27 protein-coding genes are annotated in these 25,374 nt (G+C 64.2%); 12 read left to right on the forward strand and 15 right to left on the reverse strand.

Translation table 11 applies throughout. The features are described 5' to 3' along the window. Window position 1: 1 nt before the first annotated feature. From CK228_RS04355 to CK228_RS04365, 3 genes are all read left to right on the forward strand, one after another. Window positions 2-778 carry an SDR family oxidoreductase gene (locus CK228_RS04355; protein ID WP_095787028.1) on the forward strand — a complete coding sequence of 259 codons (777 nt, stop codon included), beginning with the start codon at window positions 2-4 and terminating at the stop codon, window positions 776-778. Between the two features lie 104 nt (window positions 779-882). After that, entirely contained in the window at window positions 883-1,527 is a 645-nt protein-coding gene (locus tag CK228_RS04360; protein WP_095787029.1) for a TetR/AcrR family transcriptional regulator, read from the forward strand. A gap of 187 nt (window positions 1,528-1,714) precedes the next feature. After that, window positions 1,715-1,963: a DUF680 domain-containing protein gene (locus CK228_RS04365; RefSeq protein ID WP_095787030.1), complete on the forward strand. Its 249-nt coding sequence runs from the start codon at window positions 1,715-1,717 to the stop codon at window positions 1,961-1,963. Window positions 1,964-2,116: 153 nt separating this feature from the next. On the opposite strand, the gene CK228_RS04370 is transcribed toward CK228_RS04365, so the two are convergent. The 8 genes from CK228_RS04370 to CK228_RS04405 form a co-directional block, all read right to left on the reverse strand. Further along, complete coding sequence (locus tag CK228_RS04370) at window positions 2,117-3,166, reverse strand: Gfo/Idh/MocA family oxidoreductase (RefSeq protein ID WP_095772551.1); 1,050 nt, start codon at window positions 3,164-3,166, stop codon at window positions 2,117-2,119. 16 nt (window positions 3,167-3,182) lie between these two features. Further along, the gene (locus CK228_RS04375; protein ID WP_095787031.1) at window positions 3,183-3,968 is read right to left on the reverse strand and encodes a ThuA domain-containing protein; all 786 of its coding nucleotides are present in this window, start codon (window positions 3,966-3,968) and stop codon (window positions 3,183-3,185) included. Between the two features lie 79 nt (window positions 3,969-4,047). Continuing rightward, window positions 4,048-4,284, reverse strand: a complete 237-nt coding sequence (locus CK228_RS04380; RefSeq protein ID WP_095787032.1) for a hypothetical protein — start codon at window positions 4,282-4,284, stop codon at window positions 4,048-4,050. Between the two features lie 59 nt (window positions 4,285-4,343). After that, complete coding sequence (locus CK228_RS04385; RefSeq protein WP_095772548.1) at window positions 4,344-4,928, reverse strand: sarcosine oxidase subunit gamma; 585 nt, start codon at window positions 4,926-4,928, stop codon at window positions 4,344-4,346. Next, the gene (locus CK228_RS04390) at window positions 4,921-7,914 is read right to left on the reverse strand and encodes a sarcosine oxidase subunit alpha (RefSeq protein ID WP_095787033.1); all 2,994 of its coding nucleotides are present in this window, start codon (window positions 7,912-7,914) and stop codon (window positions 4,921-4,923) included. The genes CK228_RS04385 and CK228_RS04390 overlap by 8 nt, the downstream gene beginning before the upstream one ends. Then, a complete protein-coding gene (locus CK228_RS04395) occupies window positions 7,911-8,207 on the reverse strand; it encodes a sarcosine oxidase subunit delta (RefSeq protein ID WP_095772546.1) in 297 nt (98 codons plus the stop codon). The genes CK228_RS04390 and CK228_RS04395 overlap by 4 nt, the downstream gene beginning before the upstream one ends. Before the next feature lie 11 nt (window positions 8,208-8,218). Further along, window positions 8,219-8,641, reverse strand: a complete 423-nt coding sequence (locus tag CK228_RS04400) for a hypothetical protein (protein ID WP_095772545.1) — start codon at window positions 8,639-8,641, stop codon at window positions 8,219-8,221. Next, window positions 8,641-9,894, reverse strand: coding sequence for a sarcosine oxidase subunit beta (locus tag CK228_RS04405; protein ID WP_032931625.1), 1,254 nt, complete (start codon window positions 9,892-9,894; stop codon window positions 8,641-8,643). Before CK228_RS04405 ends, CK228_RS04400 begins: the two co-directional genes overlap by 1 nt. A gap of 215 nt (window positions 9,895-10,109) precedes the next feature. Between CK228_RS04405 and CK228_RS04410 the strand changes: the two genes are divergently transcribed. The 8 genes from CK228_RS04410 to CK228_RS04445 all read left to right on the forward strand — a co-directional run bounded on the left by CK228_RS04410 (window position 10,110) and on the right by CK228_RS04445 (window position 16,150). Beyond that, window positions 10,110-10,478, forward strand: a complete 369-nt coding sequence (locus CK228_RS04410) for a YrdB family protein (RefSeq protein WP_095787034.1) — start codon at window positions 10,110-10,112, stop codon at window positions 10,476-10,478. 110 nt (window positions 10,479-10,588) lie between these two features. Further along, on the forward strand, window positions 10,589-11,347 hold the full coding sequence (locus tag CK228_RS04415) for an SDR family oxidoreductase (RefSeq protein WP_095772542.1): 759 nt from the start codon (window positions 10,589-10,591) through the stop codon (window positions 11,345-11,347). 110 nt (window positions 11,348-11,457) lie between these two features. Then, entirely contained in the window at window positions 11,458-11,844 is a 387-nt protein-coding gene (locus CK228_RS04420; protein WP_095787137.1) for an SET domain-containing protein-lysine N-methyltransferase, read from the forward strand. Between the two features lie 176 nt (window positions 11,845-12,020). Then, the gene (gene rpsU, locus CK228_RS04425; RefSeq protein ID WP_010911429.1) at window positions 12,021-12,287 is read left to right on the forward strand and encodes a 30S ribosomal protein S21; all 267 of its coding nucleotides are present in this window, start codon (window positions 12,021-12,023) and stop codon (window positions 12,285-12,287) included. 143 nt (window positions 12,288-12,430) lie between these two features. Continuing rightward, window positions 12,431-13,273, forward strand: coding sequence for a tetratricopeptide repeat protein (locus CK228_RS04430; RefSeq protein WP_095772541.1), 843 nt, complete (start codon window positions 12,431-12,433; stop codon window positions 13,271-13,273). Between the two features lie 208 nt (window positions 13,274-13,481). After that, on the forward strand, window positions 13,482-13,958 hold the full coding sequence (locus CK228_RS04435; RefSeq protein ID WP_095772540.1) for a DUF992 domain-containing protein: 477 nt from the start codon (window positions 13,482-13,484) through the stop codon (window positions 13,956-13,958). A gap of 87 nt (window positions 13,959-14,045) precedes the next feature. Next, window positions 14,046-14,531 carry a DUF992 domain-containing protein gene (locus CK228_RS04440; protein WP_095772539.1) on the forward strand — a complete coding sequence of 162 codons (486 nt, stop codon included), beginning with the start codon at window positions 14,046-14,048 and terminating at the stop codon, window positions 14,529-14,531. A gap of 182 nt (window positions 14,532-14,713) precedes the next feature. Continuing rightward, window positions 14,714-16,150 carry an MFS transporter gene (locus CK228_RS04445; protein WP_095787138.1) on the forward strand — a complete coding sequence of 479 codons (1,437 nt, stop codon included), beginning with the start codon at window positions 14,714-14,716 and terminating at the stop codon, window positions 16,148-16,150. Window positions 16,151-16,235: 85 nt separating this feature from the next. Here the strand turns inward: CK228_RS04445 and CK228_RS04450 are convergent, their stop codons facing one another. From CK228_RS04450 to kdpF, 7 genes are read right to left on the reverse strand one after another with little or no spacing between them, the layout of a single operon-like run. Continuing rightward, window positions 16,236-16,925, reverse strand: coding sequence for a response regulator transcription factor (locus CK228_RS04450; RefSeq protein WP_095787035.1), 690 nt, complete (start codon window positions 16,923-16,925; stop codon window positions 16,236-16,238). Beyond that, window positions 16,922-19,654 (reverse strand): sensor histidine kinase KdpD, encoded by a 2,733-nt coding sequence (locus CK228_RS04455; protein ID WP_095787036.1) that lies wholly within the window; start codon window positions 19,652-19,654, stop codon window positions 16,922-16,924. Before CK228_RS04455 ends, CK228_RS04450 begins: the two co-directional genes overlap by 4 nt. A 57-nt stretch (window positions 19,655-19,711) precedes the next feature. Beyond that, entirely contained in the window at window positions 19,712-20,275 is a 564-nt protein-coding gene (gene kdpC / locus CK228_RS04460) for a potassium-transporting ATPase subunit KdpC (protein WP_095787037.1), read from the reverse strand. An 11-nt stretch (window positions 20,276-20,286) separates the two neighbouring features. Next, window positions 20,287-22,380: a potassium-transporting ATPase subunit KdpB gene (gene kdpB, locus CK228_RS04465; RefSeq protein WP_095787038.1), complete on the reverse strand. Its 2,094-nt coding sequence runs from the start codon at window positions 22,378-22,380 to the stop codon at window positions 20,287-20,289. Beyond that, complete coding sequence (locus CK228_RS04470) at window positions 22,377-22,610, reverse strand: hypothetical protein (protein ID WP_095772534.1); 234 nt, start codon at window positions 22,608-22,610, stop codon at window positions 22,377-22,379. The genes kdpB and CK228_RS04470 overlap by 4 nt, the downstream gene beginning before the upstream one ends. Next, complete coding sequence (gene kdpA / locus CK228_RS04475) at window positions 22,594-24,297, reverse strand: potassium-transporting ATPase subunit KdpA (protein WP_095787039.1); 1,704 nt, start codon at window positions 24,295-24,297, stop codon at window positions 22,594-22,596. The genes CK228_RS04470 and kdpA overlap by 17 nt, the downstream gene beginning before the upstream one ends. A gap of 21 nt (window positions 24,298-24,318) precedes the next feature. Continuing rightward, the gene (gene kdpF / locus CK228_RS04480; protein WP_019861144.1) at window positions 24,319-24,408 is read right to left on the reverse strand and encodes a K(+)-transporting ATPase subunit F; all 90 of its coding nucleotides are present in this window, start codon (window positions 24,406-24,408) and stop codon (window positions 24,319-24,321) included. A gap of 433 nt (window positions 24,409-24,841) precedes the next feature. Between kdpF and CK228_RS04485 the strand changes: the two genes are divergently transcribed. After that, a complete protein-coding gene (locus tag CK228_RS04485) occupies window positions 24,842-25,339 on the forward strand; it encodes a ferritin-like domain-containing protein (protein WP_179295809.1) in 498 nt (165 codons plus the stop codon). The last annotated feature ends 35 nt before the right edge of the window (window positions 25,340-25,374 follow it).

Here is a 25,374-nt window from a genome sequence, read left to right on the forward strand (position 1 = left end):
TATGGGCCGCTTTGACGGGGCAACGGTGCTGATCACAGGCGCCGCCGGCGGCCTCGGCCGGGGTGCTGCGAAAGGCTTTGCCACCGAGGGCGCGCGGCTGGTGCTGTCGGACATCGACGAAAAGGCGCTCACCGATCTCGCCGCAACCTTGCCCGCCGAGACGGCGTTCCTGGCCGGCAACGTAGCGGACGAAAAATTGTCCGAGGACCTGGTCCGGCTGGCGGTCGAAAGATTCGGCAGGCTGGATGTCGCCATCAACAATGCCGGCATCGTCCAGAGTTTCGTGCGCCTGCCGCAGGTTGCGTCGGACGAGGCCCGCCGCGTGCTTGAGATCGACCTGCTTGGCGTCTTCTATGCCATGAAGCACCAGATCCCGCAGATGGAGCGCCAGTTCGGGGCGACGGCCAAGGGCGGCGCTATCGTCAATATCGCCTCGGTTGCCGGACTGGTCGGCGCGCCGAAACTCTCGGTCTATGCGGCCGCCAAGCATGGCGTCGTCGGGCTGACCAAATCGGCGGCCGCCGAATATGCCACCAAGGGTGTGCGCATCAACGCCATCTGCCCGGCCCACACAAGGACGGCAATGGTGGACAGTTTCGTGCGCGCCTCGGGTGCCCCGGAGGCAGAGGCGTTGGCCGAACTGACACGCGGCGTGCCGATGAAACGCGTGGCGGAGGTCGACGAAATCATCGCCGCCATCCTCTTCGCCGCCGACCCGGCCAACTCCTTCATGACCGGCCATGCGCTGGCCATAGACGGTGGCGTCGGGGCGATCTGATGCCTCCCGCTTGGGAACCTGCGGCGCCCTTGTCCGTTTCCGTACAGCGTATATAATTTAGCCCAGATACCGCCAACCCCAGACACCACCGAAAGGCACCGGACTTGCCGCTGAGCGTCCAGAAACGCCGCGAAAAACAGAAGGCCGAGCTGCGTTCCGAACTGGTCGAAGCCGCGCATAAGCTCGTTCAGGAAGAAGGCTATGAGGGCCTGACCATCCGCAAACTGGCCAAGCGGGTCGGCTATGCGCCGATGTCGGTCTATTCCTATTTCGCCGACAAGCAGGACATTCTGTTCGCGCTGGCCGAAGACGCCTTCGAAACGCTCGCCCGCCGCATCGAGGAGCATCCGTCCGACGATCCGATCGAGGCCTTGCAGGCGGTGATGACTGAATATGCCGCCTTCGGCCTCGGCAATCCCAATGAATACCGCACCGTTTTCATGACCGAAAAGACCAGGCCGCCGGAAGGTCGGAGTTTTCAAGAAATGCACGAGGCCAACCCGGCGATGAAGGTGCTGATCACGCGGGTCGAAGCCTGCGTCGCCGCCGGAAAACTGCAAGGCGATCCGCGCGCCATCGCCACCATGTTGTGGGCGGTCGGCCACGGCACGATCTCGCTGCTGATCACCTTTCCCTTCTACCCCTTCGGCGACCCGCAGGCTTTCGTGAAACGCATGTGCGATTTCCAACTGGCCGCACTCAGCACCCAGAACGTGCCGCCATTGACCGACACACCGGTCAACTGCTGAACGACATCTCCTTCGTTTCCACGCTTCCTCGCCACCTTTCGAACCAAACCGAGGGCAAATTCTTGGTTAACAAAAAATTTATCGTACGCGTACGATCTTGACTTGAACTTCGCGATCGGCGGACGTATCTGTACGCAGAGCCGTACATGTACGAAAGAAATTCACTCGTCGAAAACGGAGACTGACGATGAAAAAGACACTCCTCACCCTCGCCGCCGTGCTGGCACTTTCCGGTTCGGCCTTCGCCGCCGGCACCACCCAGCCGGTCAAGCACCTGCCGGCCGCGACCTGCGTCGACACCAAGACCAATGTGAAGCTGGATTGCGCCTCGACCGGCTCGGTCGAGAAGAAGGGCGCCGCGGAAAATACTGCTGAAGGCAAGGGCCCGCGCCTTGGCATCAGCATCAATCCCTGGATCCTGCCGAGCGCCTTCTAAGATCGACCGCATACCCGCCCGGGGTTTCCCCGGGCATGGACGAGATAGGTAGCCCAGGTTCTGCGCCTGATATCGAGTAGGTACGCAGCCAACCTTGCCGCTGAAGGCGGTGCTGAAGGCGCCAAGACTGCCAACCGCTGCTATGGCCAGACGTCAGCCGACCGAGATCGGCAGCCTGCTCGCCGAACTCTCGAAGGCGGCGTCGATAAGCTTCTGAATGTCGGCGGCGCGCCGGAAGGACGGGTCGCCATTCCGCCCGGCATCCAGCGCGTCGACAAAACGCCGGGCGTTGCGCTTGACATCCGGCAGGGCCAGCTCTCGCCAGAGCTGAACATCGACATCCTCTCCCAGGCACGCCGACAGCCGCGCTGCCTTGCCATCGGTCTCGACCTTGAGCGCTCCTTTGGTGCCGTGCAGCGTCAGCGACAGGTCATTGCCATGGCCGGTTGTGTAGCGGCTCGCCATGATCGTCGCCAGCGCGCCGGATGCCAGCCGTGCCGTCATCGCCACACTGTCATTGGCGTCCAGCACATAGTCGCCGATCCGGTCGCCTTCGGACTTCGGAAACGTCACCAGATCGGCGTGCAGGCTGACAATATCCTGGGCCGCGCCATAGGTGGCGAAGTCGAGGATGTGAATGCCGACATCGCCCAGAACCCCGGTCGAACCGTGCCGGGTCGACAGTCGCCACAGCCATTTGTCCTCGACGCGCCAGTCGCCCCAGGATTTGCTGACCAGCCAGCTCTGCTTGTAGCTCGCCTCGACATGGCGCAATTCGCCGATCGCGCCCGCCAACACCAGACGCCTTGCTTCCTGGATCGCCGGTGAATTGCGGTAGGTGAGATTGACCATGTTGACGAGGCCGGCGGCCTCGGCCGCTTCGGTCATGGCAAGCGCATCGGCATGGTTCGGTGCCAGCGGCTTCTCGCAAAAGACATGTTTTCCCGCTGCAAGCAGCGCCAGCGTCGTCGCCTTGTGCACACCGTCCGGAGTGGCGTTGATGGCGGCGTCGAAATCGCCCCAGGCGATCGCCGCTTCAAGGCTCTCGAAAGAAGCGCCGATGTCGTTGGCAGCGGCGAACGCCGCGGCGCGGCCAGGCAGTTGATCGACGCAGGCGACGATGCTGCAACCAGGAACCTTTGCGAACTCTTCGATATGATGTCCGGCGATCCAGCCGGTGCCGAGCAAGAGCAGGCGATGCATCAGATCAGGTTCCCCATCAACTCAACCCCTTATCGCCATCGGCATGCAGGCGCAGGCCCTTCTGCACGATCTTCTCCTTGGCCTTGTCCGTCGGCACGTTCGGCGCATTGGTGATTCCGGACCATGTGGGTGCCGGATTGTGCGCCCAGTGCACGGCATTGCACAGCACCTGCTGCACGCCCTCATTGTGGTAGATCGGATAGGTCTCGTGGCCGGGTGAGAAATAGAAGATGCGGCCCGCGCCACGCTGGTAGGTCAGCCCGGAACGGAACACCTCGCCGCCCTCGTACCAGGAGACGAAGACCGTCTCCAGCGGCTCCGGCACCGCGAAGGGCTCGCCATACATTTCCGTCTCGCCGATCTCCAGGCATTCGCCGATGCCTTGGGCGATCGGGTGACCACGGTTGATCGCCCAGACACGCTCGCGCTCGCCCGCCTCGCGCCATTTCAGCGAACAGGGCGTGCCCATCAGCCGCTTGAAGATTTTCGAGTAATGGCCGGAATGCAGCACGATCAGCCCCATGCCTTCCCAAACCCGCTTCTGCACGCGCTCGACGATCTCGTCCTTGACCTCGCCATGCGCGGCATGGCCCCACCACAAAAGCACGTCGGTGGCGGCCAGGCGCTTCTCGCTCAGCCCGTGCTCCGGCTCCTGCAAGGTGGCGGTGGTTGCCTCGATGCCCTTGTCCTGGTTGAGCGCCGCGGCAATGGTGCCATGCATGGTCAACGGATAGAGGTCACGCACGGCGGCATTGGTCTGTTCATGGACGTTCTCGCCCCAGACAACAGCTTTTATCGGCATTTTTCCTCCTCCAAAGCGCTTTGAATATCCCAACTGGCGATGCCTTGGAAAGATGCCTGTCGACCAAAATTGCTGAAAATCAGGGCCTGCGGGTTTTTCGACCAGAAACGGTCTTGGCCTTGCCCGGCTTGGCGGGCGCGCCGGGGATCGCCGAACTGGTGATGGACACAGGATCGCTGGCCGGGAACGTGTCCTCCAAGCCTTCCTCGAGTTCCTCTTCGGCGTCGGCCTCGCGATGCCGCTCATGTTCAAGCGAGCGCACCGCCGCGGTTTTGGCATTCGACTGCGGCGATTTCGGCGCGGACTTCGACGGCATCGACACTTCTCCCTCGACCTGTTGCCGCACAACGAACGCAGGCGGCAAAACGTTCCGGGTCAGCCAGCCGCGTCGCGGGCTCCCTCGGACAGGAAAGTAAAGACATAGTCCGAGAACGAACGCCAGCACTCGACCCGGAAGGCATCGTCCGACGTGCGCAACAGCACGATCTCGGCCTTGCCGAGGATGGTGCGCGAAGCCGCGCCCGCCGGGAAGGCGTCGAGCGACAGGTCCTGCGGGCAGCCCGCATTGATCGTGGCTTCGGCCGCCGGACCGGCGACGGAGATCGCGATGTTGCGGTGTGAGATGCCGACAGCCGAATGAAGCGCGGCGACCGTCGCACAGTCGGCGAGCGGATCGTTTCCGCCTTCGTCGATGACAAGCCACTCGTCGGGGCCGAGCCACAAAGCGGTGCGCCCGCCCTTCGACGCGGAAGTCTTCGGCTTCTTCGGCAAGGTCAGGCCAAGCGCCTTCGACAGCGCCGCGACCGAAGCCTCCGGCGCGCGCAACGAGATGCGCTCGGCTGGCGGCAGCACTTCAACCTTCACGCCCGTCGCTGTCGTACTGCGTCCAGCCAATGCCGGACGGCGGTCGACCGAAGGCGATGCGGCCGCAGCCGTCTTCTTTGCAGCAGCCTTAGCCATTGAGGCGGCCTCCCGTCTCGTCGAAGAACACCATGCCGGTAACCTCCACTTCGATCACCCCGTTCGGCATCGGCACGTAGAGCGTATCGCCCATCCGGTCGCGGCCGCCGGCAACCAGCGCCAGCGCGATCGAGCGGCCGCAATTCTGCGACCAGTAGCTGGACGTCACGTGGCCGATCATCTTCATCGGGATTGCCTGCTTCGGATCCTCGACGATCTGCGCGCCTTCCTCCAGCACCACCTTCGGGTCCTTGGTCTTGAGGCCGACCAGTTGCTTGCGGCCCTTGGCGACCAGGTCCGGCCGCGCCATGCCGCGGATGCCGACGAAGTCGGTCTTCTTCTTGCCGACCGCCCAGTCGAGACCGGCATCGTTCGGCGTCACCGTGCCATCCGTGTCCTGGCCGACGATGATGTAGCCCTTCTCGGCGCGCAGCACGTGCATGGACTCCGTGCCGTAAGCGGTGGCGCCGTGCTTCTGGCCTTCCGCCCACAGCGCTTCCCAGACGGCCTGGCCGTAATCGGCCGGCACATTGACCTCGAAGCCGCGCTCGCCGGTGAACGACATGCGGAACAGCCTTGTCGGCACGCCGCAGATCTTGCCTTCGCGCACCGACATGTGCGGCAGCGCCTCGTCGGACATGTCGATGCCTTCGACCAGCGGCGCGATGATGTCGCGCGATTTCGGCCCCTGCACCGCGATAACCGCCCACTGTTCGGTGATCGAGGTCAGCCAGACATTCAGATGCGGGAACTCGGTCTGGAGATAGTCTTCCATGTGGTTCATGACGCGCGGCGCACCGCCGGTCGTCGTCGTCACATGGAAGCGGTCCGGCGCCAGCCGGCCGACGACGCCGTCATCATAGATGAAGCCGTCTTCGCGCAGCATGATGCCGTAACGGCAGCGGCCGGGCTCGAGCTTCTCCCACGGATTGGTGTAGAGCAGTTCCATGAACTTGGCCGCATCCGGCCCGACCACTTCGATCTTGCCGAGCGTCGAGGCGTCGAACAGGCCGGCAGTCGTGCGGACCGCGACGCATTCGCGGTCGACCGCGGCATGCATGTCCTCGCCGGCTTTCGGGAAATACCAGGCACGCTTCCACTGGCCGACATCCTCGAAGACCGCGCCTTGCGCTTCGGCCCACGGATGCGTCGCCGTCTTGCGCGTCGGGTCGAACAGCGGCCCACGCGCATGGCTGACGATCGCGCCGAAGGTGACCGGCGTGTAGGGCGCGCGGAAGGTCGTCAGGCCGACCTCGGGGATCGGCTTGCCCAGCGTCTCCGCGGCGATCGCCAGGCCGTGCATGTTGGAGGTCTTGCCCTGGTCGGTCGCCATGCCGTTGGTGGTGAAGCGCTTGACGTGCTCGATGGAGCGCATGCCCTCATGCACCGCCTGGCGGATGTCCTTGGCGGTGACGTCGTTCTGGAAGTCGACGAAGGCCTTCACCGTCGTGTCCGGGCCGGCGCCGGGCGCGGCGCCCAGCATGCCGCGCGACCAGCTTTCCGAGGCGTCGACCTTCGGCTTGGCGCCCTTGGCGGTTTTCGCACCGGCATCCTTGGCCGCCTTGGCCCCGGCCGCATAGGCCTCGTCCACCGTCGCCGACAAGCCATCCGTGCCGTTGCAGGCGCCGACGGAGACGCAATCCTGCGCATAGGTGCCGGGCACGAAGCGCTTGGTCTCGTCGTTGAAGGCGACCTTGCCGCGCGACTGCGAGAACAGATGCACCGACGGTGTCCAGCCGGCCGACATCAGGATCGCATCGACGGAAATGGTGCGCTCGCCGCCGCCATTCTTCGGCTGCACGGTCATCGAGGACACGCGCAATTTGCCGCCGGCACGGATCACCGCGCGGCCGAAACTGATCTCGATGCCGAGCGCCCGCGCCTCGTCGATCACCGGACCGGTCGGGTTGTCGCGCAGATCGACGATCGCCGCGATGTTGACGCCGGCCTTTTTCAGATCGATCGCCGCGGCGTAAGCCGAGTCATTGGCCGTGTAGACGCCGATATTCCTGCCGACCGCCACGCCATATTGGTTGAGGAAGGTGCGCGCCGCGCCCGCCAGCATGATGCCCGGCCGATCGTTGTTGGCGAACACCATGTGGCGTTCGATGGCGCCCGAGGCCAGCACGACGCGCTTGGCCCGCACCTGCCACAGCCGCTCGCGCGGCAAATCATGGCCGGGAGCCTTCAGGTGATCGCTGACGCGCTCGACCAGGCCGACGAAATTCTGCGCGTAATAGCCGAAAGCCGTCGTGCGCGGCAGCACGCGGACATTGTCCATCGCGCTCAGCCTGGCGATCGCCGCTTGCGCCCAGGCAAAACCGTCCTGGCCGTCGATCCTGGCACCCGTCTCGAAACGCAGGCTGCCGCCGAACTCGGCCTGCTCGTCGGCGAGGATGACGCGCACGCCGGTTTCCGCTGCCGCCAAGGCCGCCGCGAGCCCGGCCGCGCCGCCACCCAGCACCAGCACGTCGCAATGCGCGTAGCGCGACGAATAATGGTCGGGATCGGGTTTGTCGGGCGAAACGCCAAGGCCGGCGGCTTCACGGATCTTCGGCTCGTAAAAGCTTTTCCAGGCCGCCTTCGGCCACATGAAGGTCTTGTAGTAGAAGCCGGCCGAAAACATCGGCGATGCCAGGTCGTTGACCGCGCCGACGTCGAAGGACAGCGACGGCCAGCGGTTCTGCGAATTGGCGGCGAGCCCGTCATAGAGCTCCTGCACGGTGGCGCGCACATTCGGCGTCTTGCGCGCACCGTCGCGCACGATCTGCACCAATGCGTTCGGCTCTTCCGCGCCGGCCGACAGGAAGCCGCGCGGCCGGTGGTATTTGAACGAGCGGCCGACCAGATGCACGCCATTGGCAAGCAGCGCGGAGGCCAGCGTGTCGCCCTCGATGCCGGTATAGGACTGGCCGTCGAAGCTGAACCGCGCGGTCTTGGCCTGGCTGAGGCGACCGGCTCTCGGGATGCGGAACGCGCCGCTCATTTGGCAACTCCGGGCAGCTTGGCGGGTTTGGGTTCGCCGGCCTTGTAGGTCATGACGAACTTGTCGGTGACGGTGTCGCGCACTGCGTTGAAGAAGCGCGCGCAGCCATGCATGTGCCGCCAGCGCTCATAGATGATGCCCTTGGGGTTGGAGCGGATGAAGAAGAACTTCTCGAAATCGTCGTCGCTCTCGCCAGCAATGTCGGTCGAGCGCGCAATATGCGCCTCGCCGGCGTTGCGGAATTCGAGTTCCGGGCGCTCTTCCTCGCAATAGGGGCAGCGGATGAGAAGCATTCTGTTTGTTCCTACAATTCGCCGTGGCCGACGCGGGCGCCGGGGGGTTGGTCGCAAAGTTTCTGGCCCATGGTCACGAACGGCGCGACGAGCCGCAGCCGCTCCTCGACGTCAGCGGAATCGCGAAACAGGGCGCGGTTGGCCATGTTGCCGAGCGTCAGTTGCACCGGGTCGGTCGTGACGATGACGCCACGCGGCTTGAAATCCTCGTCTTCATCCAGGTCCTTCGGCCGGCCTTCGAAGAACATCACCATTTTCTGGCCGCCACCCCAGACGCAGGCGAGCGTTCCCTCGTCGACCGAAAACGGCCATCCGGCCTCGTTGCCGGCGCGCGTGATCGGCTGCAGCCGCACCTCTTCAGCCGAAGGCATGTGGAACATGCCTTGTTCCCCCGCCAGCATCAGCGGCATCGCGACAGCCATCTGCGCCATCATCAGTGCGCCACTGCCGCCGCCGCCGCCTCGTCGATCAGCCGGCCGGTGCGGAAGCGTTCGATGGTGAAGGGCGCATTGATCGGATGCGGATCGTCCCTGGCGATGGTGTGGGCAAAGACATGGCCCGAACCGGGCGTCGCCTTGAAGCCGCCCGTGCCCCAGCCGCAATTGACGTAGAGGCCGGGCACCGGCGTCTTGGCCAGGATCGGCGAGCGGTCGGGCGTCACGTCGACGATGCCGCCCCACGAGCGCAGCATCTTCATGCGCGTGAAGATCGGGAACATCTCGCAGATGGCGTCCAGCGTATGCTGCAATATGTGCAGGCCGCCGGTCTGCGAATAGGAGACATACTGGTCGGTGCCGGCGCCGATCACCAGCTCGCCCTTGTCGGACTGCGAGATATAGGCGTGCACCGTGTTCGACATGACCACACACGGCACCACCGGCTTGACCGGCTCCGACACCAGCGCCTGCAGCGGATAGCTTTCCAACGGCATGCGCACGCCGGCCATGTTCATGATGACCGAGGAATGGCCGGCGGCAACCACGCCGACCTTCTTGGCGCCGATGAAGCCGCGGGTCGTGTCGACGCCCATGACCGCGCCGTTGGCCGCGCGCTTGACGCCGGTGACCTCGCAATTCTGGATGATGTGGACGCCGCGCGCCGAAGCGCCGCGCGCATAGCCCCAGGCGACCGCGTCATGGCGCGCCGTGCCGCCGCGCCGCTGCAGCGCGGCACCGACGACCGGATAGCGCGCATCCCTGGAGATGTTGAGCGGCGGGCAGAATTCCTTCGCCTGCTCAGGCGACAGCCATTCATTGTCGATGCCGTTCAGCCGGTTGGCGTGGACATGGCGCTTCAGCACCTGGATGTCGTGCACATTGTGGGCCAGCATCATGACGCCGCGCGCCGAATACATGACGTTGTAGTTGAGCTCCTGGCTAAGCCCGTCCCACAGCTTCAGCGCATGGTCGTAGATGCCGGCGCTTTCGTCATAGAGATAATTGGAGCGGATGATGGTGGTGTTGCGGCCGGTGTTGCCGCCGCCGAGCCAGCCCTTTTCCAGCACCGCGACATTAGTGATGCCATGCACCGTGGCGAGATAGTAGGCGGTGGCCAGGCCATGGCCGCCGGCGCCGACGATGATGACGTCGTATTCCTTCTTGGGCTCAGGCGAGGACCATTGTTCCTCCCAACCCTTGTGGCCGCGCATGGCCTCGCGGGCGATGGCGAATACCGAATATTTTTTCAACGTCCCAGCCTCGCGCCAACAGATCTCGCGGATTGCAGCCGGGCTTTTGTTCGGCCCGGCGCGCGAGGTGTATCACTAGCGAAACAGCGCTTCCACCCTTGCGCTGTTTGCGACGGCGCTTGCCGTTTTGCGCCACGACGAAAAAGACCCATGCGGGCTGGCTGCCGTGGTTGGGTTCAGCCACATTATCCGTCGGGCGATTCTGGAGGACGAATATGGGCAATGCCTGGTGGAATCTGGCCTTGCGCTTCCTGCTGGAGCTTGCCGCCCTGCTCGGTCTCGGCATTGCCGGCTGGCATGTCGCCGACGGATGGTGGCGCTGGGTCCTCGCTTTGGCCTTGCCGATCATTGCGGCCGTGCTGTGGGGTACTTTCGCGGTGCTCAACGACCCAAGCCGGTCGGGCCGCGCACCTGTGCCGGTTCCGGGCACGGTGCGGCTGGCGCTCGAACTGGTCATCCTGTTCGGCGGCGCTGCCGGATTCTATGCCGCGGGTCACACGACCGCGGGCATCGTCGTCGCGCTGCTCATCGCCATCAGCTACGCATTTTCGCTCGACCGGCTGGGCTGGCTGCTGAAGCAATAGTTCAGGACGACGCGACCTTCGCAGGTATCGGGTGGCTCCGACCTGCTCCATCTGCGACCAACATCCCGATTGCCGGCCAGACCGGCGCGAAAAACAGGGATGCCAAAAAAATGCTCGCACTCGCCAACAAGATCGCCATCGTCACTGGCGCCAGTTCCGGCATCGGCCGCGCCACGGCAAAACTCTTCGCCGAGGAAGGGGCCAGGCTCGTCGTCGCCGCCCGACGTCAGGCCGAGCTCGATACGCTTGTCGCCGAGATATCGGACGTGGAGGGCAAGGCCATCGCGCTTGCCGGCGACGTCAGGGACGAAGCCTATGCGAAGGCGCTTGTCGATCTGGCGGTCGAACGCTTCGGCGGCCTTGACATCGCCTTCAACAATGCCGGCGCCGTCGGCTTGATGGCGCCCCTGCCCGACATGATGCCGACAGCATGGCACGAGACGATGGACGTCAATCTGACCGGCGCCTTTCTCGGCGCGAAGTATCAGATACCGGCCATGCTGGAGCGCGGCGGCGGCTCGCTGATCTTCACTTCGAGCTTTGTCGGCTACACTGCCGGCATGCCGGGCATGGCCGCCTACGCCGCCGCCAAGGCCGGCCTGATCGGCCTGACACAGGTGCTGGCCGCCGAATACGGGCCGAAAGGCCTGCGCGTCAACGCATTGCTGCCGGGCGGCACCGACACACCGGGCGCAACGACAACGACGCCCGAAGCCCGCGCTTTCGTCGAAGGCATCCATGCGCTGAAGCGCATGGCGCAGCCGGAGGAGATTGCCCGCTCGGCGCTTTATCTCGCCTCCGATGCCTCGAGCTTCACAACGGGAACCGCGCTGTTCGCCGACGGCGGCGTCTCGATCAGCCGGACGTGAAGTTTTTTTGTGGCGAACAGGCCGGTTCACCGCTTTGACGCAGGCAGCCGGTCTTGCTTTTTCCGCGCGATTTGGCGATTCCGTTTCCTGTCGAAACGGGTCCCGAAACCATGATGCTGATCCGAACCTATGTGGCCGCGAGCGCGATCGAGGGCGTGGGCATGTTCGCCGCCGAGCCAATCCGGAAGGGCGCGTCGATCTGGCGGCTTAACCCGGATTTCGACCGGCTGATCCCGATGGACGAATACGAGGCCGCACCCCAGCCTCTGAAGGAATTGCTCGACCGTTATGCTTATCCGAGCCCGGATCGGCCGGGCTTCATGGTCTATGAGGTCGACAATGGCCGCTTCATGAACCATTCGGCGACGCCGAACACCGATTTTTCGCAATATGGCGGCGCGACAGCGACCCGCGACATTGCCTCCGGCGAAGAGATCACTTGTGACTACGGCGAATTCTTCGAGGATTTCGAACGGCTGCACCTGGCCACGGCGTAATTGGCGCCCTATCTCGGGGCGACCGTGGCAATTTGGCTGTTGTCCTGCATTTCGGCTGTGGACAGCGCGGCCTGATTCTGCTATCAGCCGCCACAATTCGTGGTGTCGACCGCCGCGGAGGCTAGTGGCTATGGCTACTTGCCTGTTGATATCAAACCCGAAAGACAGGATTGCCCGTGCAGGTACTCGTCCGCGACAATAACGTTGATCAGGCGCTTCGCGCGCTCAAGAAGAAGATGCAGCGCGAAGGCATTTTCCGCGAAATGAAGATGCGCGGTCACTACGAGAAGCCTTCCGAGAAGCGCGCCCGCGAAAAGGCAGAGGCCGTGCGCCGCGCCCGCAAGCTGGCCCGCAAGCGCGCCCAGCGCGAAGGCCTGCTGCCGATGACGCCGCGTCCGGTGGCTGCCGGTGGTGCTGCTGGCGCAGCGCGTCCGCCGCGCTGATTATCGCCAATATTTCGTCCTTTTCGAAGGATACCAAGGTGGCGCGATGCGGAATCGCCGCCACCTTTTTATTTTGATTGTGACCCGGCCCGGAGGGGGGATCCGGACCTGAACGACGCGGCATAAGTGAGGACAGGGCAGACATGAACGCAATAAGCGTGGAGCGCGGGACCGCATTGCGTGGTTTCGCCCTGACGGCAGCCCTGCTTTCCGGATTGGTGCTGGCCGGCTGCCAGACATCGGGCCCGACCGGCGAGTTCAACAACATCGACAAGGCGCAAGGGTCGAGCGAGAACATCTCCTCGCTGTCGGCCGTCATCCAGCGCAATCCCCAGGACCCCGAAGGCTACAATGTGCGCGGCTCGGCCTATGGCCGCGGCGGCCAGTATCAGGCGGCGCTCAAGGACTTCAACCAGGCCATCCAGCTCAATCCGAATTTCTACCAGGCCTATTCCAACCGCGCGCTCATCCAGCGCTTCCTCGGCAATCAGGCGGCCGCGCTCGACGACTACAACAAGTCGATCCAGATCAACGGCAATTATGACGCCGCCTATATCGGCCGCGGCAATCTCTACCGCAAGGCGGGCCGCACCCAGGACGCCTTCAACGACTTCCAGAAGGCGATCCAGCTCGACACGACGGACGCCCGCGCCTACCACAATCGCGGCCTGATCTATCAAAGCCAGGGCCAGCACAAATTCGCCATCGAGGATTTCTCGACCGCCATCTCGCTGGCGCCGGATGCCGCCGAGCCCTACAACGGCCGTGGCCTCTCCTATCTGGCGACGGGCGACGAGGACAACGCCTTCTCCGACTTCAACATGGCCATCAAGCTCGACGGCAAGAACGCCGAGGCCTGGGCCAATCAGGCGCTCATCTACGAGCGGCGCGGCGACAAGGCGAAGGCGGCGAAATCCTATAAGGAAGCCGTGCGCCTCAACCCCAATTACCAGCCGGCCAAGGACGGCCTCGCCCGCGTCAGCTGATATCGGCGTTAGCAGAGCCGGCTAAGCATTATGGCGACGTCGGCGTGTCCGAAAGGACACGCGGCGTTGCAGATCGCCGCCCATCCGGCAACCGCGCGTTAACCCCCGCACCAAGCCGTTGACCCTTGCCTTGTTCGCGCCAAGTTTTCAGCGGAACGGTCTGGTCACTCGAGCCGTTATTCCAAGCGATTTGCGAAAGGACCCTCCCATGATCAAGAAACTCGTCAGCGCCGCTGCCCTTGCAACGACCGTGTTCGCTGCCGCTCCGGCCAGCGCCGGAAAGCTGCAGCTCGGCACTCTCGACTGCACCATCGACGGCGGCACCGCCTATATCGTCGCCTCCAACAAGGGCGTGTCCTGCGTCTTCCGTCCCTACCACCACGGCCCGTCGGAGATCTACACCGGCGTCATCTCCAAGATCGGTGTCGATCTCGGCCAGACACATCAGGGCCAGCTCGTCTGGGCGGTTCTTGCCGCGACCCGCGACCGCGACGCGGGCGACCTTGCCGGCAGCTATTATGGCGTCAATGCCGAGGCGAGCGTCGTCACCGGCGGCGGCGCCAACCTGCTGGTCGGCGGCTTCGACGGCGCCTTCATGCTGGAGCCGCTCAGCGTCCAGGCGCAGACCGGCGTCAATCTCGCCGTGGCCGTGACCTCGCTTCAGCTGATTCATTCGCTGAAGTGATCGAACGGAGCCTTGCGCTCCTCTCTACCTTACGGCGCGGAACCATATAGGATGGTTCCGCGCCGTTTGATTTTGAGGGGGAACGATATGCCGAAGACAGCCATCGCCGCTGCCGCGATCGCACTCGTGCTCGGCGCGACACAGGCGCAGGCGCAGGACCGAGGCATCGAACTTGGTACCCTTGAATGCGCCATTGGCGGGGGCACCGGCTTCATCTTCGGCTCGACCAAGGATCTGAGCTGCACCTTCACGCCGACCGACAAGAGCTTCGCGCCGGAGGCCTATTTTGGCGCGGTCAACAAATACGGCCTCGACATCGGCACGACAAAACAGTCGGTGATGCGCTGGCTGGTGCTGACGCCGCTGAAGAACATCTACGCGCCGGGTGCGCTGGCGGGCGACTATATCGGCGCCAGCGCCGAGGTGACGGCCGCCGTCGGCGCCGGCGCCAATCTCCTGGCCGGCGGCTCCTCGCAGGCCTTCACCCTCCAGCCGCTCAGCCTGCAGACGCAGACCGGCATCAATCTCGCCATCGGCGTCAGCCAGTTCCAGCTGCGCAGCACCGAGAACTGACCTCCTTGAAAAAACCGCTTGAGCTCAACCGCGGTTGAGGTTCTACAAGCCCAGCCCGACCGGACCGGCACCCCGATGGGCACGCTATCCGGCGCTGTTGCCGCGCATGGTCCTGCCGGAAAGCCTTGCTGGCTTCTGGTGCCGTGCGCCGGCATCGCGATATGCAAAAGCATGGGGTGGACATGACTGAAATCAGCACAAACAGGGTCGACTGGCGCGCATTGTGGGCGAGCGGCGACCTGGCGCGCTTCTGCTTCATCAGCCTCGGCATCCTGCTGCACGCCACCAACGAGACGATGGTGGCAACCGTCATGCCGGCGATGGTCGGCGAACTGGCCGGGGTGCAGCTCGTCGGCTGGTCATTGGCGATCTACGAGCTCGGCGCCATCGACGCCGGTGCCGCCGCCGGGCGACTGGTGAGCTACGTGGCGCTGCGCACCAATATGGTGGTCGCGGCCCTGCTCTACGCCGCCGGCGCGCTGATCTGCGCCACCTCGCCTTCCATGCAGTTGTTCCTGGCCGGCCGGCTGATCGAGGGGCTGGGCGGCGGCGCGCTGGTATCGCTCGCCTTCGTCTCGGTCGAGCGGCTGTTTTCGCGCACCATCTGGCCGCAGCTCTTCGGCATCATGTCGGCGATCTGGGGCGTCGCGGCGTTCAGCGGCCCGTTGCTGGGCGCTATCATGACCGAATTCCTGTCGTGGCGCTGGGCCTTCGGCGTCTTCACCCTCGGCGGTACCGCCATGGCGTTGGCAAGCTTCCTCGTGCTCAACACGCCGGAGGCGAAGAAACCCAGCAGGAGCGCCGGCAAGACCCCGCCCTTCCCCTTCGCCGCCCTTGCCTGCCTGGCCGTCGCCGTGGTGCTGATCGCCTCGGCCGGCATCGACATCGCCTTGCTGCGTTCCTCTCTGCTGATCGTGCTGGGCCTGGCCGGGCTCGCGCTGTTCTTCACCATCGACGCGCTGAAGCCGCGCTCGCGGCTGTTCCCGGCGCGGCTGTTTTCGTGGCGCACTCCGGTCGGTGCCGGCATGACCATGGTCGCCGCCTTTTCCGTCGCGACCTGCTCCTTCGGCGTCTACGGGCCCCTGCTTTTGACCAGCCTGCACGACATCCCGCTGCTGACCACCGGCTACATCATCGCCGCCGAATCGATCGCCTGGTCGATCCTGTCGATCCTCGTCGCCAACGCGCCGCCGCAGCGTGAACGGCTGATCATTGTTACCGGCGCGCTGATGATCGCGGCGGGCATCGCCGGCTTTGCCTATACGATACCCCTGGGCTCGATCCCGCTGATCCTGGTCTGCGCCTTGCTGCAGGGCGGCGGCTTCGGCATTGCCTGGCCGTTCCTGACCCGCGTCATCGTCGCCTCCGCCCCGGACGACGAGCAGACCATCGCCTCGGCCGCGGTGCCGACCATGCAGCGCATCGGCTACGCCGTGGGGGCCGCCCTTGCCGGCATCGTCGCCAATGCCAGCGGCTTCTCGCAAGGCTTGAACCACGACGCGGCGGCCAATGTCGCGAGCTGGCTGTTCCTTGCCTTCGTCCCGCTTGGCATCCTCGGCTGTCTCGCCGCCTTGCGGACGTCGGTGGCCGCAACTCGGCCGTTGGAAGCCGTCGGCTGACTGGAGCAATTCCAGGAAAAGTGTGTACGGTTTTCCGCCCGGAATTGCGTCAAAACAAAAAGTTAGAACTTCAATTCGAGCTGTCTCAATCGACACGCAGCCGATAGCCGACACCGGTCTCGGTGGTGATGTAGCGCGGCTGGTCGGGGGTCTTCTCGATCTTCTGCCGGAGCTGCCTGACATAGACCCGGAGATACTGCACGTCGGTCGAATCATCCCAGATCTGCTTCAGGATGAAATGGTGGGTCAGCACCTTGCCGGCATGCTGCACCAGGATGCGCAATATGTCGTATTCCTTCGGCGAGAGTTTTATCTCCTCGCCCTCGACCTTGACGATGCGCTTGACCAGATCGACGCTGAGGTCGCCGCTTTGGAATACAGGCTTCTCGCCCTGTTGCTGGAACTTGTGCCGCAACGCCACGCGGATGCGCGCCACCAGTTCGTTCATGCCGAACGGTTTGGTGACATAATCGTCGGCGCCGAGTTCGAGCGCATTGACGATGCCGGCCTCGTCGGTGCGGCTGGAGAGGATGACGACGGGAATGTCGAGGCCCTCGTCACGCCATTTGCGCAGGAGCTCATGACCGCCCATGCCAGGCAGGCCGAGGTCGAGCAGCACCAGATCCGGCTTTTCTTGTTCCATCAGTTCGATCGCCACCTTGGCGTTCGGCGCCTCGCTGATGACATAGCCCTGGCTGCCGAGGCCGACCCGAAGCAGCTTGCGGATCGGCGGCTCGTCATCGACGACCAGTATCCTGACATTCGAATTTGTCATGAAGGCCGATCCACGCTGGTCTCTTCGCCGCGATTGCCGGCATCGGGTGCTTCCGCCGGCATCGGGATCCTGATGGTGAACGCAGCCCCTGTGCGGTCGGTCCGGTTGGCGGCCGAGATGGTGCCGCCCATCGATTCGACAAAGCCGCGGCAGATCGACAGGCCAAGGCCGGTGCCGGCGCGCACCTGATCGCCCTTGCGCGCCCGGTAAAAGGTGTCGAACACACGTTCCAAATCATGCCCCGGAATACCCGGCCCCTCATCCATGATCTGCACGATGACGGATCCATTGTCGGCCCATCCCTGCACGCGGATCGTCGAGCCGGACGGCGAATATTTCGACGCATTGTCGAGAAGGTTGAACAGAACCTGCTCGAACAGCACGGGATCGAGCTTCAGCATCGGCAGGTCGGGCGGAATATCGACCTCTATCTTGTGTTCGCTGGTGATCTTGCGGGCGCGGTTGAGCGCCGTGCCGACGATATCGCCGACATAATGCAGGGCATAGTTCGGCTCCATGGCCCCGGATTCGATCTTGGTCATGTCGAGCAGATTGGCGATGAAGCGGTTCAGCCGCTCCGATTCGTCGATCACCGTCGACAGGAGCTCCGCCCGGTCCGGCTCGGGCAGACCCGGCGCGAATTCCTTGAGCGTGCCCGCCGCTCCCATGATCGCCGAGAGCGGCGTTTTCAGATCATGCGAAATCGAGGTCAGCAGGGCCGAGCGTAGCCGGTCGGCTTCGGCGGCGAGCTTGGCGCGGTCGACATCGGCGACCAATTGGACGCGTTCGATCGCCACCGCCGCCTGGTCGGCCAGCGCATCGAGCAGGCGCTGTTGCTCGGGCGTCAGCAGCGGGCCCTGCTTGTCATTGTCGAGACCGACGACACCGATCGCGGTGCGCCCGGTACGCAAAGGCAGATAAAGGCGCTTGGCGCCAGGCAGCGTATCGGCGCCGCGCCCGGCGGCGCGGTTGTGTTCCCAGGCCCAGCGGGCTGCGGCGATGTCGGCTTCGGCCAGCGTGTCGTCCGGCGGATAGCCTGCCTTGACGGTGATGGTGCCGTCTTCGGGCAGAAGCAACACCACGCGCAGCTTCAGCATCGAGGCGATCTGGAAGGCGGTGGCCCACAGCACGTCGTCGAGCGTGCCGGCGCCGGCGAGCTTCCTGGAGAAGAGGTAGATGTCCTCGGTGGCCCGTGCCCGCGAGCGGGCGGCGACGGCCTGGCGCTGCATGCGCGCGGCGAGATTGCTGGCGATCACCGCCACGGCAAGGAAGACGGCGAGCGCCACGATGCTCTCGGGATCCCGGATCGTCAGTGTGTAGCGCGGCTCGAGGAAGAAATAGTTGAAGGCAAGGGCACTGAGGAAGCACGCATAGAGCGCCGGCCAAAGGCCGCCGGCCACCGCCGATGTCAGCACCGCCAGGAGGAAGACGATCGCCAGATTGCGGACGTCCAGGAACTGGTCGAGGACGGCGCTGACGGCCAATGAACCCGCAACATAGGTCGTGGCCAGCAGATAGGGCCAGATCTGGAAGTGCTTCTGCTCGGCCGCTGCCTTGACCCTTCTCGAGGTCGCTTCGGCATCCCGCTCGGTCCCCGAAATGACGTGGACGCTGATGTCGCCGGCGTTGCGGATCAAATCATAGGTGAGCGAGCCCTCGATCAGTTCGCGCCAGCGCGACCGGGTCGGCCTGCCAACCACGATATGGGTGAAATTGTTGGCCGTCGCGTGGCGCACGATGTCCTGCGCGACGTTCTGGCCGGGAATGGTCGTCACCTCGGCGCCGAGTTGCTCGGCAAGGCGCATCAGCGTGGCGAGCCGGTCCTTGTCTTCCTCGGACATGCCGGCCGAGCGCGGCGTATCGACATGCAGCGCCGTCCATGGCGCGCGAAGCCGGTCGGCCAGCCTGCGTGCGTAGCGGATGCGGGCCGCGCCGCCCGGACGCGCGTCGACGCAGACGAGCACCCTCTCGCCCGCGGCCCATGGGCCCTGGATGGCGTGCGACTGCATGTGATTGAGCAACTGCTCGTCGACACGCTGGGCGGTGCGGCGCAGCGCCAGTTCGCGCAAAGCCGTCAGATTGCCCGACGAAAAATAGTTCTCGATGGCGCGCTGCGCCGTGTTGGGGAAATAGACCTTTCCCTCTTCCAGCCGCTTGATCAGGTCGTCGGGCGTCAGGTCGATGATTTCGACATCGTCGGCCTGGTCGATGATGGAATCGGGAACCGTCTCGCGCACCCTGACCCGCGTGATCTGCGCGACGACGTCGTTCAGGCTTTCGACATGCTGGATGTTGAGCGTCGTGTAGACGTCGATGCCGCGCGCCAGGATCTCCTGGACGTCGAGATAACGCTTGGGGTGGCGGCTGCCGGGCGCGTTGGTGTGGGCGAGCTCGTCGACCAGAACCAATGCGGGGCGCCGGGCGAGGATGGCGTCGATGTCCATCTCGTCGAGGACGCGCCCCTTGTAGTCGATCTTGCGGCGGGGGATGACTTCGTAACCCTCGACCAGGGTCTGGGTTTCCCTGCGGCCATGCGTCTCGACGACGCCGATCACCACATCGATGCCGTCCGCCAGCCTGGCACGGCCCGACATCAGCATTTCGTAGGTCTTGCCGACACCGGGCGCGGCGCCGAGGAATATCCGCAGGCGGCCGCGTCCCTCCCGCTCGGCGTGCTCGAGCAGCGCGTCGGGGGAAGGTCGGTTTTCGTTGCTTCTGTCGTCCGGCATCAGGATCGATCATGGCGAGGTCCGGGGATGCTGTCGATCCCCGGACCTCTCCATCACCTATTTAGCCGCGTCGAGCGCCAGGTTGAGCGCCAGCACGTTGACGACAGGCTCTCCCATGAAGCCGAGCTCCCTGCCCTCGACCTGGCCGTCGACGAGCGCCTTGACCTTGGCTTCGTCGATGCCCCTGGCCTTGGCCACGCGCGGAACCTGGAAATAGGCGGCCTCCGGGCTGATCTGCGGGTCAAGGCCGCTGCCCGACGTCGTCACCAGATCCATTGGGACCGGTGCGTTCGGATTCTCCGCCTTCAGCTTCTCGGCATCGCGCTTGATGCGCTCGATCAGCTTGGGATTGGTCGGGCCGAGATTGGTGCCGCCGGAGGCGGTGGCATCGTAACCATTGCCGGCCGCCGAAGGCCTGCCATGGAAATACTTGTCGCTGGCGAAGACCTGGCCGATCAGCTCGGAGCCGATGACCGTTTTGTCCTTCTCGATCAGGCTGCCATTGGCTTGGTGCGGAAACAGCGCCTGGGCAATGCCGGTCATGCCGATCGGATAGATCAGTCCGGTCAGGACCGTGAAGAAGACGATCATGATGATCGCGGGTCTTATCTGGGTGAGCATGGATCTATTCCTTAAGCGAGGCCGAGGGCGGTGACGATCATATCGATCGCCTTGATGCCAACGAACGGCACGATGATGCCGCCGAGGCCGTAAACGAGGAGGTTGCGGCGGAGCAGGGCGCCGGCGCCGATGGCGCGATATTTGACGCCTTTCAGCGACAGCGGGATCAGCGCGATGATGATCAGCGCGTTGAAGATGATGGCCGACAGGATGGCGCTCTGCGGCGTGCCCAGATGCATGATGTTGAGCGCCTGCAACGGGCCGGTCGTCTGTCCCGGCGCGACGTAGAAGATCGCAAACATCGCCGGGATGATGGCAAAATACTTGGCAACGTCATTGGCGATGGAGAAGGTCGTCAGCGAGCCGCGTGTCATCAGCAGCGCCTTGCCGATCTCGACGATCTCGATGAGCTTGGTCGGATCGCTGTCGAGGTCGACCATGTTGCCCGCCTCGCGGGCGGCGACCGTGCCGGTGTTCATCGCGACGCCGACATCGGCCTGGGCAAGGGCCGGCGCATCGTTGGTGCCGTCGCCGCACATGGCGACCAGCTTGCCCTTGGCCTGTTCGTCTCGGATCAGCTTCAGCTTGTCCTCGGGCGTTGCCTGGGCGAGAAAGTCGTCGACGCCGGCTTCCGCCGCGATCGCCGCTGCCGTCATCGGATTGTCGCCGGTGATCATCACCGTGCGGATACCCATCTTGCGCAACTCGGCAAAGCGCTCCCTGATGCCACCCTTGACGATGTCCTTGAGGTGGACGACGCCGAGCAGGCGACCATTGCGCTCGACCGCCAGCGGCGTGCCGCCAGACTTGCCAATCTCGTCGGCGATCGCCTGGAGATCCCTGACGGTATCGCTGCCGGGACGCGTGCCGTGGGCGGCGACCGTCGACTGATTGACGTGGGCAAGCACGGAATCGACGGCGCCCTTGCGTACCGACGAGCCGTCGATGTCGACGCCGCTCATGCGGGTCTGCGCCGTGAAGGGCACGAAGGTGGCGTGCAATGTCGCCATGTCACGGGCGCGGATGCCGTATTTCTCCTTGGCCAGCACGACGATCGAGCGCCCCTCAGGCGTCTCGTCGGCGAGCGAGGCGAGTTGCGCCGCGTCGGCCAGTTCCTGCTCGGTGACGCCCTTGACCGGGCGGAATTCGGTCGCCTGGCGGTTGCCGAGCGTGATGGTGCCGGTCTTGTCGAGGAGCAGCGTGTCGACGTCGCCGGCGGCTTCCACGGCACGACCCGACATGGCCAGCACGTTGAAGCGCACCAGGCGGTCCATGCCGGCAATGCCGATGGCCGAGAGCAGCGCGCCGATGGTGGTCGGGATCAAGGTGACGAACAGCGCGACCAGCACAGTCACCGAGATATAGCCGCCGGAATAGGAGGCAAAGCTCGGGATGGTCGCGGTAGCCAGCACGAAGATCAGCGTCATGCCGACGAGCAGGATGTTGAGCGCGATCTCGTTCGGTGTCTTCTGGCGCGCGGCCCCTTCGACCAGTGAGATCATGCGGTCGAGGAAGGTGTGGCCGGACGCGGCTGATATGCGCACGCGGATCCAGTCGGACAGAACCTGCGTGCCGCCGGTGACGGCAGAACGGTCGCCGCCGGATTCGCGGATGACCGGTGCGGACTCCCCGGTGATTGCCGCCTCATTGACCGAGGCCACGCCTTCGATCACCTCGCCGTCGGACGGGATGATATCGCCGGCTTCGACCAGCACGATGTCGCCGACCTTCAGGCTGGTGCCGGGCACCAGCTTGAATTTGGAGCGGTCCTCGCCGGCCAGCAGCTTGGCCTGGGTCTCGGTGCGCGCCTTGCGCAGCGAGTCGGCCTGCGCCTTGCCGCGCCCCTCGGCGACCGCTTCGGCGAAATTGGCGAACAGCACCGTGAACCACAGCCAGATGATGATCTGCAATGTGAAGCGCAGGTCGCCGCCGCCGGTGATGAGGTCCCTGACGAACAGCACTGACGTCAGCGCCGAGACGATTGCGACGACGAACATCACCGGGTTGCGGGCCAGCGTGCGCGGGTCGAGTTTGCGGAAGGCACCGCCAATGGCGGGCCAAAGAATGCTGGCATCCACGATGCTGGCTGATTTTGTGTGACTCATTTTGAAGCTCCGGCTTCGCTGTTGTTGGGCGGCACCGGGTGATTGGATGCCGAAAAGGGTGGGCCGTAGACCAGCAGCCAAATCACGATCATGACGGCCGCAATGCCCAGGAACGTCGACACGGTCGGGAAGGGAGGAGGCTTGGCCTCCCCCTCGCTGTCGGCCGGCGGCCTGGCCTTGCGACGCTTGCTGCTGAACAAGGGCATGGCCGCCTCAGAAGGTTTGCCCATGGATCATCGCCAGGTGCTCGATGATCGGCCCGACGGCGAGCGCAGGGAAGAAGGTAAGGCCGCCGACGATGACGATGACGCCGATCAGCAGCCCGACGAACAGCGGCCCATCGGTCGGGAAGGTGCCTGCCGAAGCCGGCACGGTCTTCTTCGCCGCCAGCGAGCCGGCGATGGCGAGCGCCGGGATGATGACCAGGAAGCGGCCCATCAACATGCCGATGCCGATGGTGATGTTGTACCAGGGCGTGTTGCCGCTGAGGCCGCCAAAGGCCGAACCGTTGTTCGCCGCCGCCGAGGTGTAGGCGTAGAGCACCTCGGAGAAGCCGTGCGGACCGCCGTTGGCAATCGAGGCCACGGCGCTCGGCAGGACAACGGCGATCGCCGTGAAGATCAGCATGGCGAGCGGCAAGCACAGGATGGCCAGCATCGCCATCTTGACCTCCTTGGCCTCGATCTTCTTGCCGAGATATTCGGGCGTACGGCCAACCATCAGGCCGGCAACGAAGACCGCAATCACGATGAACATCAGGATGCCGTAGAAGCCGGCGCCGACGCCGCCGACGATGACCTCGCCAAGCTGCATGTTGATGAGCGGGATCATGCCGCCGAGCGCGGTGAAGCTGTCATGCATGGCGTTGACCGCACCGCAGGAAGCGGCCGTCGTGATGACGGCGAACAGCGCCGACAGAGCGATGCCGAAGCGGGTTTCCTTGCCTTCCATGTTGCCGCCGTCGATGCCCAGCGCATGGATCAGCGGATTGCCCGCGGCCTCTGCCCAGTAGCAGACGGCGACGCCGGCGATGAACAGCGCGCCCATCGATGCCAGGATCGCCCAGCCCTGGCGCTGGTTGCCGACCATGCGGCCGAAGACGTTGGTCAGCGCGGCACCCAGCGCGAAGATCGTCACCATCTGGATCAGGTTGGAGATGGCGTCGGGATTTTCGAACGGATGCGCGGCATTGGCATTGAAGAAGCCACCGCCATTGGTGCCGAGCATCTTGATGGCGACTTGCGAGGCCACCGGGCCAAGCGCGATGGTCTGCTTGGCGCCTTCCAGCGTGGTGGCGTCGACATACGGCCCAAGCGTCTGCGGTATGCCGAGCCGGACATAGACCAGGGTGAGCACGATGCAGAGCGGCAGGAGTACGTAGAGCGTGCAGCGGGTCACATCGACCCAGAAATTGCCGATCGATTTGCCGGAGGCGCGGGCAAAGCCTCGGATCAGTGCAATCGCGATGGCAATGCCGGTGGCCGCCGAAACGAAATTCTGGACCGTCATCCCGGCCATCTGCAGGAGATAGGACATCGTGCTTTCGCCACCGTAGTTCTGCCAGTTGGTGTTGGTCACGAAACTGGCGGCGGTGTTGAAGGCGAGCGCCGGATCGATCGCGCCCATGCCGGCGGGATTGTAGGGCAGACTGCCCTGCAGGCGCTGCAGGGCATAAAGCACCAGGAACCCGGCAAGGTTGAACAGCAGCAAGGCCACCGCATAGGCGGTCCAGTGCTGTTCCTCGCGTTCGCTGGTGCCGCAAATGCGGTAGAGCCCACGCTCGAGCGGGCCGAAGATCGGTGAAAGCGGCGTGCGATCGCCGTTGAAGACGCGGTGCATGTAGAAGCCAAGCGGCTTCGTCAGCAAAACGATGATCGCGCAGAAGACAAGGATCTGTATCCAACCGTTCAGTGTCATGGCTTGTGGCTTTCCGTGCCTTCAGAAGCGTTCTGGACGAACGAGGGCGTATGTGAGGTAGGCGAGCAGGAACAAGGTCACGCCGCCGCCGAGGATGTAATCGAAAAGCATGGCTCGATCCTTCAGCTCAAATTCTGTCGCAGGCTTTGACGTAGACCAAGGACAGGGCAAAAAACAAAACCCCTATCCCGAGAACAATAATGTCCATTGTGCTTGTCCCTTGCTTTGATTTTTCTACTCGGCAGCTGCCGGAGCAGGCCTGCAATTACGTGAAAGCGGCGCGCCGCATTCCTATTGGCGGCGTCCGACGTTTTTCCCATGCGGAATATGGAGCCGATCGCCATAAAGGTTCGAGACGGCGCGGGGCGGAAAGAAATAGGAATTTTATAAAGGTTTTTGCCGGCCCCGTCGGTGTCGGGGGAGATAGCGTCCCGATAAGGATTTATCGGGTTGGATCGCTCGACCGCCCTATGCCGCGCGGATGGAACGAATCAATCTGCGGGAGATTGTCGACCTGAGGGTTCACGCATCAGAGGATATGACGATGGCAAAGCAGAAAATGCTCGACGACCTGTTTCATGACACGCTGAAGGACATCTATTTCGCCGAAAAGAAGATATTGGCGACACTGCCGAAAATGGCCAAGGCCGCGCAAAGCGCCGAGCTGAAGGCCGCCTTCGAAAAGCACCGCACCGAGACCGAGGGCCACGTCGCCAGACTGGAGAAAGTCTTCGGCGTGATCGGCAAGAAGCCGGTCGGCAAGACCTGTGCGGCGATCATGGGTATCACCGAGGAAGGCGCCGAGATCATGGAGGAGTACAAGGGATCTCCCGCGCTCGATGCCGGTCTGCTGGCCGCCGCGCAGGCGGTCGAGCACTACGAGATCTCACGCTATGGCACGCTGAGGACGTGGGGCGGTGAACTCGGCCTGAACGAAGCCGTGACGCTTCTCGAAGCAACGCTGAAGGAAGAGAAGGCCACGGACGAGGCCCTGACCAAGATCGCGGAGACGGCGGTCAACGTAGCAGCCGAAGCGGCTTGAACGTCTCGCCCACAGGATCGGGGAGCCGCGTCTGG

This window comes from Mesorhizobium sp. WSM4312 (genome assembly GCF_002294875.1).
Taxonomy (GTDB): Bacteria; Pseudomonadota; Alphaproteobacteria; order Rhizobiales; family Rhizobiaceae; genus Mesorhizobium.

Excerpts from the sequence above, each read along its gene's own strand:
- CK228_RS04390 (WP_095787033.1), bottom strand. The coding sequence starts at position 7,914 with ATGAGCGGCGCGTTCCGCATCCCGAGAGCCGGTCGCCTCAGCCAGGCC.
- kdpB (WP_095787038.1), bottom strand. The coding sequence starts at position 22,380 with ATGAGTCACACAAAATCAGCCAGCATCGTGGATGCCAGCATTCTTTGG.
- CK228_RS04455 (WP_095787036.1), bottom strand. The coding sequence starts at position 19,654 with ATGCCGGACGACAGAAGCAACGAAAACCGACCTTCCCCCGACGCGCTG.
- CK228_RS04450 (WP_095787035.1), bottom strand. The coding sequence starts at position 16,925 with ATGACAAATTCGAATGTCAGGATACTGGTCGTCGATGACGAGCCGCCG.
- CK228_RS04385 (WP_095772548.1), bottom strand. The coding sequence starts at position 4,928 with ATGGCTAAGGCTGCTGCAAAGAAGACGGCTGCGGCCGCATCGCCTTCG.
- CK228_RS04365 (WP_095787030.1), top strand. The coding sequence starts at position 1,715 with ATGAAAAAGACACTCCTCACCCTCGCCGCCGTGCTGGCACTTTCCGGT.
- CK228_RS04415 (WP_095772542.1), top strand. The coding sequence starts at position 10,589 with ATGCTCGCACTCGCCAACAAGATCGCCATCGTCACTGGCGCCAGTTCC.
- CK228_RS04395 (WP_095772546.1), bottom strand. The coding sequence starts at position 8,207 with ATGCTTCTCATCCGCTGCCCCTATTGCGAGGAAGAGCGCCCGGAACTC.
- CK228_RS04435 (WP_095772540.1), top strand. The coding sequence starts at position 13,482 with ATGATCAAGAAACTCGTCAGCGCCGCTGCCCTTGCAACGACCGTGTTC.
- kdpF (WP_019861144.1), bottom strand. The coding sequence starts at position 24,408 with ATGCTTTTCGATTACATCCTCGGCGGCGGCGTGACCTTGTTCCTGCTC.
- CK228_RS04420 (WP_095787137.1), top strand. The coding sequence starts at position 11,458 with ATGATGCTGATCCGAACCTATGTGGCCGCGAGCGCGATCGAGGGCGTG.
- CK228_RS04485 (WP_179295809.1), top strand. The coding sequence starts at position 24,842 with ATGGCAAAGCAGAAAATGCTCGACGACCTGTTTCATGACACGCTGAAG.
- kdpC (WP_095787037.1), bottom strand. The coding sequence starts at position 20,275 with ATGCTCACCCAGATAAGACCCGCGATCATCATGATCGTCTTCTTCACG.
- CK228_RS04470 (WP_095772534.1), bottom strand. The coding sequence starts at position 22,610 with ATGGGCAAACCTTCTGAGGCGGCCATGCCCTTGTTCAGCAGCAAGCGT.
- CK228_RS04355 (WP_095787028.1), top strand. The coding sequence starts at position 2 with ATGGGCCGCTTTGACGGGGCAACGGTGCTGATCACAGGCGCCGCCGGC.
- CK228_RS04445 (WP_095787138.1), top strand. The coding sequence starts at position 14,714 with ATGACTGAAATCAGCACAAACAGGGTCGACTGGCGCGCATTGTGGGCG.
- CK228_RS04400 (WP_095772545.1), bottom strand. The coding sequence starts at position 8,641 with ATGATGGCGCAGATGGCTGTCGCGATGCCGCTGATGCTGGCGGGGGAA.
- CK228_RS04410 (WP_095787034.1), top strand. The coding sequence starts at position 10,110 with ATGGGCAATGCCTGGTGGAATCTGGCCTTGCGCTTCCTGCTGGAGCTT.
- CK228_RS04440 (WP_095772539.1), top strand. The coding sequence starts at position 14,046 with ATGCCGAAGACAGCCATCGCCGCTGCCGCGATCGCACTCGTGCTCGGC.
- kdpA (WP_095787039.1), bottom strand. The coding sequence starts at position 24,297 with ATGACACTGAACGGTTGGATACAGATCCTTGTCTTCTGCGCGATCATC.
- CK228_RS04370 (WP_095772551.1), bottom strand. The coding sequence starts at position 3,166 with ATGCATCGCCTGCTCTTGCTCGGCACCGGCTGGATCGCCGGACATCAT.
- CK228_RS04430 (WP_095772541.1), top strand. The coding sequence starts at position 12,431 with ATGAACGCAATAAGCGTGGAGCGCGGGACCGCATTGCGTGGTTTCGCC.
- CK228_RS04380 (WP_095787032.1), bottom strand. The coding sequence starts at position 4,284 with ATGCCGTCGAAGTCCGCGCCGAAATCGCCGCAGTCGAATGCCAAAACC.
- CK228_RS04375 (WP_095787031.1), bottom strand. The coding sequence starts at position 3,968 with ATGCCGATAAAAGCTGTTGTCTGGGGCGAGAACGTCCATGAACAGACC.